Here is a 10983-nt window from a genome sequence, read left to right on the forward strand (position 1 = left end):
GTGCCACCAGGCTCGAAAGTATTGGTTGTCGGCGGCGAAGGTCTTCGCTCGAAAGTGATTGACGCAGGTTTTGAGCTCGTTTCATCAAGTGAGGAAAAACCAGCCGCGGTTATCCAGGGTTTTGCTCCAGATGTCGGCTGGAAGGATTTAGCCGAGGCTAGCTATTCGATTCAAGGTGGAGCTAAATGGGTTGCCACCAATCAAGACTGGACAATTCCGAGGGAGCGCGGACTAGCGCCCGGAAACGGAACGCTGGTTTCTGCAGTCCACACAGCCGTCGGACAACTTCCAATTGTTGCTGGAAAGCCCGAGCGAGCTATTTTTGAAACAGCAATGCGCGAATTTGGTGCCGAGAGTGCAATATATGTCGGTGACCGCTTGGATACCGACGTTGTCGGTGCAAATAAGGCCGGAATCGGCTCGGCCCTGGTTATGACAGGTGTCACAACTCGTAAAGAACTACTTGGCGCAAGGCCTGATTCAAGACCTGCCTTCATCCTTGGAACTCTCAAGGATTTACTAAGTCCCTATAGAGCACCGACAAAAACTAAGCGCGGCTTCAAACTTGGAGACGCCGAGGTTGAGATTTTGGGAGAGAAGGTGGTGGTTAGCTTCGGTGACCCTAAGTCCCTGGATGCGCTAAAGGCCGCTTGCCTTTCGATCTGGGAGTGTGGGACACCGATTCACCTTCTCGATGTTGAGTCGGCGCTTTACGAATAGTCTTTAGTTTAGGAAAAGAGGAATAGCATGTCAGAACTACTGGATGATTTATCGGGTGAGATTGCAAAGGCCCGCGAATTGCCACTTGATCAGCAGCCCGCTGCGTTTGAGGCAATTAGGCAGCAGCTAGAAGCGATGATTGCCGACTCAAGGCCGCAAGACTCTGAGTAATCTTCGAATCGATTTACTTCTTATTGAGCGAGGCCTTGCCAGATCTCGCGGTCACGCTGCAGACCTAGTGAAGGCCAAGCGCGTGCTAATTGGCAATCGCGAACTCACCAAACCTTCGCAGTCTGTTGCGGTTGACAGTGAAATAACCATTATCCCGGCCGATGAGTATGTTTCTAGAGCGGGGCTAAAGCTAAAGGGAGCACTCGATGCCTTCGGAGAACTCGAAGTGGTTGGAAAAACCTGCCTTGACGTTGGGGCCTCAACCGGTGGCTTTACCGATGTCCTGCTCAGGCATGGCGCATCCCAGGTTGTTGCAATCGATGTTGGCCACGAGCAGTTTGCGCCAGAGCTCTTGGATAACCCAAGGGTTCAGTCATACGAGGGAATCAACGCAAGGGAGATAACCCTTTCTGAGCTTCGGGAGCTAACTTCCGACCCCGAGCTCAAAATTGACCTGGTGGTTGCCGACCTTTCCTTTATATCTTTGACTCTGGTTCTTCCGGCCCTAGCCAAATTGGCTGAAATTGCCGATTTCGTACTACTTATAAAGCCCCAATTTGAGGTTGGAAAGCAGTCCTTGAGTGCGTCGGGGGTAGTTTCTGACCACCGGCTCAGGGCATTTGCCATTAAACAGGTTGTGGATTGCTGCCACGAGCTTGGTCTTGGGGTGCTTGGATTGGAAAAGTCTGAATTGCCGGGCACTCACGGGAACATTGAATACCTGCTTTGGATTAATACAACAGTTGCCCCAAATCGGTCAAAATGGACTGAGAGAATTGAGCAACTGGCCAGGGAGGGAAAATGAACGATCGCAGGCTCGTACTGCTGGTTTCCCATACCGCCAGGACTGAGGCGCTCTCGGCAACTATCGAGTGCATCGAGGCCTTGCTTGCTGCCGGAATTACTCCCGTGATGGATCCTTTGGAGCGCGCCGCAACTTTGGAATACGCCAAGTCAGAAGGGTCAGCCGATTCCGCCAAGCAAATTCTGGAGCTTGGTAAAGATGTCTCGGAACTCGACCTCGAACTTGCCGTTGTGCTCGGGGGAGACGGCACCATTTTGAAAGCTGCAGAGCTGGTGCGTGAATCTCAGACCCCCCTACTTGGAATCAACCTGGGTCACGTTGGATTCTTGGCCGAGAGTGAGAAAAACCAAATCAGCTCAACAATCGCTCGAGTTGTCGAAAAGGACTACCTCGTAAAGGAACGCCTGACGCTTGAAGTTAGTGTCAAGCTGGAGGGTAAAGAGGTCTACCGGACTTGGGCATTGAATGAGGCAACGGTTGAAAAAAGCGCCAGGGAGCGCATGCTCGAAGTTGTTGTTGAAGTCGACGGGCGACCACTTTCGAGTTTTGGTTGCGATGGCATAGTCATGTCTTCGCCCACTGGCTCAACGGCTTACGCATTTTCGGCAGGTGGTCCTGTGGTCTGGCCTTCGGTTGATGCTCTGTTGATGGTCCCCCTTAGCGCCCATGCTCTTTTTGCTAGACCCCTTGTGATCAGCCCAAACTCTCTTTTGGCAGTTGAGGTATTACATAGATCAGCTGGCGCCGGTGTTTTGTGGTGCGATGGCCGAAGAAGTACCGATCTTCCGGCAGGTGCGAGGGTTGAAGTTAGAAAGTCCGAAAAGTCAGTTCGCCTAGCGAGATTGCGTCAGGGACCATTTACCGACCGATTGGTTAAGAAGTTTTCGCTCCCCGTCGAAGGTTGGCGCGGGCCCGATTCTAAAAGGGATTAATTCTTGATAGAGCAAATCCGCATTCGCGATCTTGGCGTGATAAGCGACGCCCAGCTTGATCTGGGTCCAGGACTTACGGTCATAACGGGCGAAACCGGTGCGGGTAAAACTATGGTGCTAAACGCCCTAAGTCTCCTACTTGGTTCAAGAAGTGACTCCAGCTCGATTCGAAAAGGGCAAGATCATGCGTTTGTCGAAGGACGCTGGCTCCTTCCAAAGGATGCACTGGACCGAATCACCTCGTCGGGCATTGAGGTCGAGGATCAAGAGTTGATTCTCTCTCGTTCGGTTTCTTCCGAGGGACGCTCTAAGGCGGTGGTGTCCGGAAGGTCAGTGCCAGTCGGGATTCTCTCCGAGATAGGGGAGCACCTGGTGGTGGTTCACGGTCAGTCTGATCAAACTAGACTCAAATCAGCTGCCGCCCAGCGCGAAGCTCTCGATCAGTTCGCGGGCTCTGACCTTGAAGTCCTCGCAACGCAATACGCGGAGGTCTTTGCTTCCTGGAAGCAGGTCGCCGTTTCTCTAGAGCAGCTGAGAGCCGAGTCAGCCTCTAGAGCGCGCGAGGCCGATGCCATTAGGGCAGCCGTTGAGGAGCTAACAAAGCTTGATCCAAAACCGGGCGAGGATACAGAACTTGCTGAGCAGGCCACCAAGCTAACCCACCTAGAAGAGCTTCGAATTGCAGCGGCTAAGGCTCACGAAGAGCTAAGTAGCGAGTCTTTTGACGAGGGCAGGGACGCCATTACCCTGATAGGCAAGGCAAGGAGGGCACTCGAGCAGGTTAGTGACCACGACCCGGAGCTTTCAAAGTATGCCTCAGAGCTGAAGGAAATTGGTTTTTCTCTGAATGAGACAGCCGCAAGCATTTCTGGATACATCGCATCCCTTGATAGTGACGGAGCCCAAGAACTCGAGGCCATTCAGTTGCGCAGGGCAGAGCTGACCACGGCAATGCGAAAGTATGGACCTAGCCTCGATGAGGTCATAACGTACCTCGATACTTCTGGCGCAAGGTTATTGGAGCTCGACTCATCGGATGAGGCAATCGAGAAACTTACCTCGGAAGAGCGCGAGCTGGCTAAGAAATCGCATGAGCTAGCCGAAAAGATGAGCGCAATTAGGTCGAAGGCCGCATCCGAGCTATCGGTCGCAGTCACCTCAGAGCTTGCGGCTTTGGCAATGAATGGAGCAAGCCTCGACGTTCAAGTTGCCAGATTGCCCGAGCTGGCTTCCTTTGGTTGTGATCAGGTTTCACTTTTGCTAAGTGCGTACCCTGGTGCCGAGCCTAGGCCAATTGGTAAGGGGGCATCGGGGGGAGAGCTTTCTCGAATCATGCTGGCAATCGAGGTGGTTCTCGCCAAAAGCGAATTGGCACCTACATTTATCTTCGACGAGGTCGACGCGGGAGTTGGCGGAGCAGCCGCCACCGAGGTTGGAAGACGGCTCGCTATGTTGGCCAAAAACGCCCAGGTTATTGTGGTGACCCATCTGCCCCAGGTGGCCGCCTTTGCGAGTAGGCACCTTCGGGTCCTAAAGTCTTCATCTGCCGAATACACGGCAACCGACGTAGTTGCCCTCGAGGGCGAGCAGATAGTCGAGGAGCTGGCTCGAATGCTGTCTGGACTTAGCGAATCCGAAAGCGGAAAATCCCATGCCAAAGAGCTTCTAGATCTGGCCCAATCGGCTCTGGCCAAGTAATTTTTTCGTGTCGCAAGGGGGGCATTAAGTCCTTGGGCAATTCAACTAGTAAGCTGGGATTCCATGGTAGATACCTTGGATCCGGGCAGAACTAGACACATCTTCGTCTCCGGAGGGGTCGCCTCTTCACTTGGAAAAGGCCTAACTGCCGCAAGTCTTGGAAACCTTCTCAGAGCTCGTGGCCTATCTGTGGTCATGCAAAAACTTGACCCATATCTAAACGTTGATCCTGGAACGATGAACCCTTTCCAGCACGGTGAGGTTTTTGTCACCGAAGATGGCACCGAGACCGATCTTGATATCGGTCACTACGAACGTTTTCTAGATATCAACCTTTCCAGAGCGGCAAACGTCACAACCGGGCAGGTTTATTCTTCCGTAATTGCCAAAGAACGCCGAGGCGAATACCTGGGTGATACCGTTCAGGTGATCCCTCACATCACCGACGAAATCAAACGCCGCATGAGACTGCAGGCTAACGAGGATCCAGTTCCGGATGTGATCATTACTGAAATTGGTGGAACAGTTGGGGACATTGAGTCTCAGCCATTTCTTGAGGCCGCCCGACAAATGCGTCACGACATCGGTCGTGACAATGTGTTTTTTGTTCACGTTTCTCTGGTTCCATACCTTGGGCCATCCGGCGAGCTAAAAACCAAACCCACTCAGCACTCGGTGGCCATGCTTCGCTCCATCGGTATTCAGCCGGACGCAATTGTTTGCCGCTCCGACCGCGAGCTTCCCGAATCGATTAAGAAAAAGATTGCGCTGATGTGTGACGTCGACATCAAAGCAGTTGTAAATGCCGCTGATGCCCCGAGCATTTACGAAATCCCGACCGTCTTGGATGATGAGGGACTTGACTCCTACATAATTAATGCCCTAAACCTAAAGGCTGACGCGATCGACTGGAGCAGGTGGTCGAGCGTTCTAACAGCCGTGCACGAACCCAAGCACGAGGTCACGATTGCGCTGGTTGGAAAATACATTGACTTACCAGACGCCTACCTTTCAGTCACGGAGGCCCTTCGCGCCGGCGGCTTCGCGCACCAGACCAAGGTAAACATTCGCTGGGTTCAGTCTGACTCTTGCGAGACCGAGGAGGGTGCCGCGGCGATGCTCTCCGATGTGGATGGAATCTGTGTTCCTGGTGGTTTTGGAGTTCGAGGCATCGAAGGAAAACTCGGGGCCTTGAAATTTGCCAGAGAGCAGAAGATTCCAACACTGGGTCTTTGCCTTGGACTTCAGTGCATGGTCATCGAGTATTCCAGAAACGTAGTCGGTCTCGAGGGGGCATCTTCCACCGAGTTCGATCCAGAGGCCAAGCATCCTGTGATTGCGACCATGGCAGAGCAAATTGATATTCTTGCCGCCGGTGAAATGGGTGGAACCATGAGGCTCGGTTCATTTGAGGCGAAGCTGTCGGCAGATTCAATTACCGCCGAGGTCTACGGAACCGACACCGTGGTCGAGCGACACCGTCATCGATATGAAGTTAACAATTCCTATCGAGAGCAGCTTGAAAAAGGCGGCTTAGTATTCTCAGGAACCTCACCAGATGGGACTCTAGTTGAGTTTCTAGAACTTCCAAGAGATGTTCACCCCTACTACGTTTCAACTCAGGCCCACCCGGAGTTTAAGTCTCGTCCGACTAAAGGTCATCCGCTGTTTGTTGGCCTAGTTGACGCAAGCCTAAAGCGCCAGGATGCTAGCCGCCTGTTTGAGGTTAAGGATGCCTAACGACCAACCGGTCGATATTCCGGCGACTTCAAGCCGTGTAATTCACAAGGGTATGGTTTGGGATTTAGTTTCCGACACCTTTGATTTCAACGGGGAAGAGCTAACCCGAGAGTACGTAAAGCACACCGGAGCGGTAGCGGTTTTGACCATCAACGATAAAGATGAGTTGCTGCTAATGAAGCAGTACAGAAGGCCAGTGGGTAGTTTTTTGATGGAGTTCCCGGCAGGGTTATTGGATGTTCCAGGTGAGTCAAAACTTGACTGTGCCAAGCGCGAGCTTGCGGAAGAAGCGAACCTTGAGGCGAGTGATTGGGAAGAGCTGATCAGCTTTCACGCTACCCCTGGTGGTAACAGCGAAACCATTACGGTGTTCGTTGCCAAGGGTCTGACTGATGCAAATTCTGAATACGTCACCTCGGGTGAAGAAAAAGACATGCCAAAGAGCTGGGTGCCGATTAGGCAGGCTTTAGAAAGTGTCCTGAGCTCACAAATCAAGAGTCCAACCGCAGTGGTTGGCATAATGGCCTACGCCCTAAAAACGGGTATCTTGAGCAAATGAAGTCACTCGCTCAACTGGTGGAGGAATACCTTCGTCACCTGAGCATCGAGCGTGGCCTTGCCAAAAATACCGTTGCCGCTTACCGCAGAGATCTAAGCGGTTACCTACAGTTTCTTCAGAAACAAAAAATCTCCGAGCCTTCTGAGATCTCTGAGGATACAGTTTCGAAATACCTACAATCAATCGCTGAATCCGGGGCCCTTGCCTCAAACTCGGTTGCCAGGATGCTAGCTGGAGTGCGGGGCCTTCATAAGTTTTGGCTCTTCGAATTAATCACTGACGGCGACCCAAGCGCGCGCATAAAACCCCCAAAACTTCCCAAGCGTCTACCGAAGGCGATCAGTATTTTTGAAATTGAGAAGCTCATCGAAGTTTCGGGGCCCGATCCCGAAACTGAGGATGCTACCGCACTTGATATCGCAAGGGTGAGAAACCGGGCAATTTTGGAACTGCTTTATGCAACGGGGGCCAGAATCAGCGAGCTTACGGCTTTGAATCTCGATGACTTGCTGGACCCAACCATGATCCGACTTTTTGGAAAAGGATCCAAAGAACGGGTTGTTCCGGTTGGTAGTTTTGCGCAGCGTGCAATTAGCACCTATCTGGTTCGATCAAGACCAGCGCTGATTGGAAAGGGGCGAGGAAGCCCGGCGCTGTTCTTGAACCAACGCGGCACCAGGCTCTCCAGGCAGTCGGCTTGGCAAATAATAAGTGATGCAGCGGATCAGGCCAAGATCACAGGTGAGATTTCACCCCACACCCTGAGGCATTCTTTTGCTACCCACCTTCTCGAGGGCGGGGCGGATGTTCGAGTGGTGCAGGAGTTGCTGGGCCACTCGTCGGTTGCGACCACACAGATTTATACTCTTGTGACCGTAGATGCCCTAAGGGAGGTTTACGCCACGAGCCATCCAAGGGCCCGCAAATAGGGGTCTTGACTTGGGCGGGTAGGCTATTAGCTCGGGAGGATTCATGGCACAGCGACCAGTAAAACGGCCAAAGTTTGAAATCCCCGCCCCCTTGGCTTCTCACGGTCCAGCTCGGATCATTGCGATGTGTAACCAAAAGGGTGGGGTGGGTAAAACCACCACAGCCATCAACCTAGCCTCGGCGCTTGCTGGCTACGGTCGCAAAGTACTGCTCGTTGACTTTGACCCACAGGGCGCCCTATCCGCAGGCCTTGGAGTAGTGGCCCACGATATAAAAACCATTTACGATCTGATGGTTGAAAAAGAACTAAAAGTTCAGGACGTCATCGTTCCTTCGAGCATAAAAAATCTTGATGTAATCCCGGCGAACATCGACCTATCGGCAGCTGAGGTGCAGCTGGTAAACGAGGTGGCAAGGGAGCAGATCCTTGCCAGAATTCTCAAGCCGGTAGTTGACAACTACGATGTCGTGATAATCGACTGCCAGCCATCGCTTGGCCTGCTAACTGTAAACGCACTGACAGCTGCCCACGGTGTTCTTATTCCTCTGAACTGTGAATTTTTTGCACTTCGCGGTGTTGCACTTCTTATTGAAACCATCGACAAGGTTCGTGACCGGTTGAATCCAGCCATCAAGCTAGATGGAATTTTGGCAACTATGTACGACCCTAGAACATTGCACGCTAGGGAGGTAGTAGAAAGACTCTACGAAGCCTTTGGGGATCAGGTATTTGACACCATAGTGAATCGAACCGTGAAATTTCCCGACGCAACAATCGCAGGTTTACCAATTACCGAATTTGCCCCAACTTCGGACGCGGCTGAGTACTACCGGACCGTCGCGAGAGAGCTAGTAGCCCGTGGCAGCGCCCCATAGCCCCGAGGTGCTTGAGCACCCAAAGGACACCGGTTTTGCTCTAACGCTGAGCAACTTCGAGGGTCCCTTTGACTTACTGCTCTCGCTTATTTCAAAGCACGAGTTGGACATCACCGAGATTTCACTTTCTCGCGTAACCGATGAATTTATTCAGTACGTAAAGCAATTAGACGAGCACGAGGAAATGGAACAGGCTAGCGAGTTTTTGGTCATAGCCGCAACCCTGCTTGACTTGAAAATTGTCAGCCTGCTCCCAAGAGGTGAGCTCGTTGACGCCGAAGATGTTGCGCTCCTGGAAGCTAGGGATCTGCTGTTTGCAAGGCTCCTGCAATACAAGGCCTTCAAGGAAGTATCCGGCTGGTTCGCCTCTCGCTTTGAAGTCGAAGCCAAGCGTATAGCTCGCGATGTTCCGATTGAAAACCGCTTCCGCGAGAGCACTCCGGAGCTGGTTTGGACTATGACTCTCGAGGAATTCCACGCTCTTTCGCAGGATGTTTTCACACCCCGTGAAATTCCAGGAATTGGTTTGACTCACTTACACGCACCCGCGGTTAGTATCCGCGAGCAGGCTACCGAGGTAATTCTTCGACTTCGCAAGTCCGGGAGCCTGACATTTTTCGATCTGATTCGAGGCGAGTCAGATAGGGCAGTTGTAGTCGCAAGATTCCTGGCCGTGTTGGAGCTTTATCGCCTGTCGGCGATTGTGATGCAACAAGATGGTCCGCTAGCTGAACTTTTGATCAGTTGGCAGGCCGACCACTTTGATGATGAACAACTAGCAAGTCTGGGAGCTGACTATGACTCTTGATGAAAATCAGGGATTTGAAAACACACTGCAAGAAGACAGTATCGAGGGAGCCATCGAGGCAATCCTGATGGTCACCGATGCACCTATCTCGCTGGTTGCATTAGCGACGGCCCTCGAGATTCCGGTGAATCAGGTCCGGGATGCAGTAATCAAGCTCCGTGAAGACTACGAGGGTAAAGATGGCGTTGGTGCCAGGGGATTTGAGCTTCGGGAAGTTGCCGGAGGCTGGCGAATCTACGTTCGCGAAAACTACGACTGGGCCGTGAAGATGTTTATCGCCAACGAGAACCCAACCAAGTTATCGCAGGCGGCTCTTGAAACTCTGTCGGTTATTGCCTATAAGCAGCCGATAGCTAGAGGTCAGATTGCATCGATTCGTGGGGTGAACGTTGACTCTGTGGTTCGAACCCTTACCTCGAGAGGTTTGGTGACTGAGCTATATACCGATTCCGAAACTGGAGCAATTCACTACGGAACTACTTCGTTGCTTCTTGAGCAGTTGGGCATCAATTCTCTGGATCAGCTTCCACCGATTAGCCCATACCTTCCAGATGTCACCAGTGACTTCAATGAGCGATAGTAGCCAAGAGGGAATAAGACTTCAGAAGGTGCTTGCCGCCGCCGGGGTTGCCTCGAGGCGTGTTTGCGAAGAAATGATTGTTGCCGGCGCCGTGAAGGTCAACGGCAAGGTAGTAAAAGAGCTCGGAACTCGAATCAATCCTGAGGTCGATAAGGTAATCGTCAAGGGAACGCCGATTCAGCTTGATGTCACCAAGGTCTACCTGATGCTCAATAAACCAGCTGGGGTGGTTAGCAGCATGCAGGATGAGCACGGCCGGCCGGATCTGAGCCAGTACGTGCTTGACTACGATCGGGTGTTCAACGTTGGAAGGCTCGATGCCGAGACCACCGGGCTGCTGCTTTTGACCAACGATGGCGACTTAGCTCATAAGCTCATGCACCCGTCCTTCGAGGTTCCAAAGACCTATCAGGCAAAGATTCACGGGCAGATAACTCAGCCGATTCTGAACAAGTTGGTTTCGGGTATTGAACTTGAAGATGGCCCAATCAAGGCTGATAAAGCCAGGCTGCTGTCGGCTTCGGGAAATCACAGTTTGGTGGAAATAGAGCTACACAGCGGGAAAAACCGCATCGTTCGGCGAATGTTCGAATCAATCGGCTTTCCGGTTGTGGCTCTGGTTAGACGCCAATTCGGACCTCTTCATCTTGGGCATTTGAATCTGGGGCATATGCGTCAGCTGAGTAAAATAGAGCTCGGAGCCCTTTTGAAAGCGGCCGATAAGAAGAGGCAGTGAGATGGCAGTTCGAGCAATCAGGGGAGCGATTCAGCTAGATACCGACGAGCGTGAGCATCTGCTGAAATCAACGGCCGAGCTGTTATCCAAGACCCTGCACGCCAATAATGTCGATAGCTCAAAGCTGATCTCTATTCTCTTTACCGCAACTCCCGATGTCACCTCCGAGTTTCCAGCCCTTGCGGCAAGGGAGCTTGGGCTAGGCGATGTTCCACTGATGTGCTTTGTTGAGATGGATGTTGCAGGGGCAATGCCTAGGGTTATCAGAGTGCTAATCAACGCGGAGCTTGACACCCCTAGAAGTGAAATTCAACACGTTTACCTGCGAGGCGCAACAGCGCTGCGCCTGGACCTAGCCCAGTGAGCCAAGCAAGAGTTTTAGGCCCGGTCAAGATAGTTGGCTCTGGACTAATTGGAACTTCAATCGG

The 10983-nt window shown here is 52.3% G+C and carries 13 protein-coding genes; all 13 read left to right on the forward strand.

Going from position 1 to position 10983, the window contains the following annotated elements:
* On the forward strand, positions 1-720 hold a 720-nt coding region (locus WAO31_RS07085), incomplete at its 5' end, for an HAD-IIA family hydrolase (protein ID WP_509591904.1).
* 27 nt (positions 721-747) lie between these two features.
* The gene (locus WAO31_RS07090; protein ID WP_509591906.1) at positions 748-891 is read left to right on the forward strand and encodes a hypothetical protein; all 144 of its coding nucleotides are present in this window, start codon (positions 748-750) and stop codon (positions 889-891) included.
* Positions 860-1696: a TlyA family RNA methyltransferase gene (locus WAO31_RS07095; protein ID WP_509591908.1), complete on the forward strand. Its 837-nt coding sequence runs from the start codon at positions 860-862 to the stop codon at positions 1694-1696. Before WAO31_RS07090 ends, WAO31_RS07095 begins: the two co-directional genes overlap by 32 nt.
* On the forward strand, positions 1693-2628 hold the full coding sequence (locus WAO31_RS07100; protein WP_509591910.1) for an NAD kinase: 936 nt from the start codon (positions 1693-1695) through the stop codon (positions 2626-2628). The genes WAO31_RS07095 and WAO31_RS07100 overlap by 4 nt, the downstream gene beginning before the upstream one ends.
* A gap of 3 nt (positions 2629-2631) precedes the next feature.
* Positions 2632-4326, forward strand: a complete 1695-nt coding sequence (gene recN, locus WAO31_RS07105; RefSeq protein WP_509591912.1) for a DNA repair protein RecN — start codon at positions 2632-2634, stop codon at positions 4324-4326.
* Positions 4327-4389: 63 nt separating this feature from the next.
* Positions 4390-6066: a CTP synthase gene (gene pyrG, locus WAO31_RS07110; protein WP_509591914.1), complete on the forward strand. Its 1677-nt coding sequence runs from the start codon at positions 4390-4392 to the stop codon at positions 6064-6066.
* Positions 6059-6625: an NUDIX domain-containing protein gene (locus WAO31_RS07115; protein ID WP_509591916.1), complete on the forward strand. Its 567-nt coding sequence runs from the start codon at positions 6059-6061 to the stop codon at positions 6623-6625. Before pyrG ends, WAO31_RS07115 begins: the two co-directional genes overlap by 8 nt.
* Positions 6622-7554 carry a site-specific tyrosine recombinase XerD gene (gene xerD, locus WAO31_RS07120; RefSeq protein WP_509591918.1) on the forward strand — a complete coding sequence of 311 codons (933 nt, stop codon included), beginning with the start codon at positions 6622-6624 and terminating at the stop codon, positions 7552-7554. The genes WAO31_RS07115 and xerD overlap by 4 nt, the downstream gene beginning before the upstream one ends.
* A 43-nt stretch (positions 7555-7597) precedes the next feature.
* Positions 7598-8431: a ParA family protein gene (locus WAO31_RS07125; protein ID WP_509591920.1), complete on the forward strand. Its 834-nt coding sequence runs from the start codon at positions 7598-7600 to the stop codon at positions 8429-8431.
* Positions 8415-9239 carry a segregation and condensation protein A gene (locus tag WAO31_RS07130; protein WP_509591922.1) on the forward strand — a complete coding sequence of 275 codons (825 nt, stop codon included), beginning with the start codon at positions 8415-8417 and terminating at the stop codon, positions 9237-9239. Before WAO31_RS07125 ends, WAO31_RS07130 begins: the two co-directional genes overlap by 17 nt.
* On the forward strand, positions 9229-9819 hold the full coding sequence (gene scpB / locus WAO31_RS07135; protein ID WP_509591924.1) for an SMC-Scp complex subunit ScpB: 591 nt from the start codon (positions 9229-9231) through the stop codon (positions 9817-9819). Before WAO31_RS07130 ends, scpB begins: the two co-directional genes overlap by 11 nt.
* Positions 9809-10555 carry a pseudouridine synthase gene (locus WAO31_RS07140; RefSeq protein WP_509591926.1) on the forward strand — a complete coding sequence of 249 codons (747 nt, stop codon included), beginning with the start codon at positions 9809-9811 and terminating at the stop codon, positions 10553-10555. Before scpB ends, WAO31_RS07140 begins: the two co-directional genes overlap by 11 nt.
* 1 nt (position 10556) lies before the next feature.
* Positions 10557-10919, forward strand: a complete 363-nt coding sequence (gene aroH / locus WAO31_RS07145; RefSeq protein ID WP_509591928.1) for a chorismate mutase — start codon at positions 10557-10559, stop codon at positions 10917-10919.
* Positions 10920-10983: the final 64 nt, after the last annotated feature.

Origin of the sequence: Rhodoluna sp. (assembly GCF_049276775.1) — a bacterium.
GTDB lineage: Bacteria > Actinomycetota > Actinomycetes > Actinomycetales > Microbacteriaceae > Rhodoluna.

Bases quoted from the DNA above. Each gene is read 5' to 3' on its own strand.
- WAO31_RS07090 (WP_509591906.1), top strand. From the start codon at position 748: ATGTCAGAACTACTGGATGATTTATCGGGTGAGATTGCAAAGGCCCGC.
- aroH (WP_509591928.1), top strand. From the start codon at position 10,557: ATGGCAGTTCGAGCAATCAGGGGAGCGATTCAGCTAGATACCGACGAG.
- WAO31_RS07140 (WP_509591926.1), top strand. From the start codon at position 9,809: ATGAGCGATAGTAGCCAAGAGGGAATAAGACTTCAGAAGGTGCTTGCC.
- scpB (WP_509591924.1), top strand. From the start codon at position 9,229: ATGACTCTTGATGAAAATCAGGGATTTGAAAACACACTGCAAGAAGAC.
- WAO31_RS07125 (WP_509591920.1), top strand. From the start codon at position 7,598: ATGGCACAGCGACCAGTAAAACGGCCAAAGTTTGAAATCCCCGCCCCC.
- WAO31_RS07115 (WP_509591916.1), top strand. From the start codon at position 6,059: ATGCCTAACGACCAACCGGTCGATATTCCGGCGACTTCAAGCCGTGTA.
- xerD (WP_509591918.1), top strand. From the start codon at position 6,622: ATGAAGTCACTCGCTCAACTGGTGGAGGAATACCTTCGTCACCTGAGC.
- WAO31_RS07100 (WP_509591910.1), top strand. From the start codon at position 1,693: ATGAACGATCGCAGGCTCGTACTGCTGGTTTCCCATACCGCCAGGACT.
- pyrG (WP_509591914.1), top strand. From the start codon at position 4,390: ATGGTAGATACCTTGGATCCGGGCAGAACTAGACACATCTTCGTCTCC.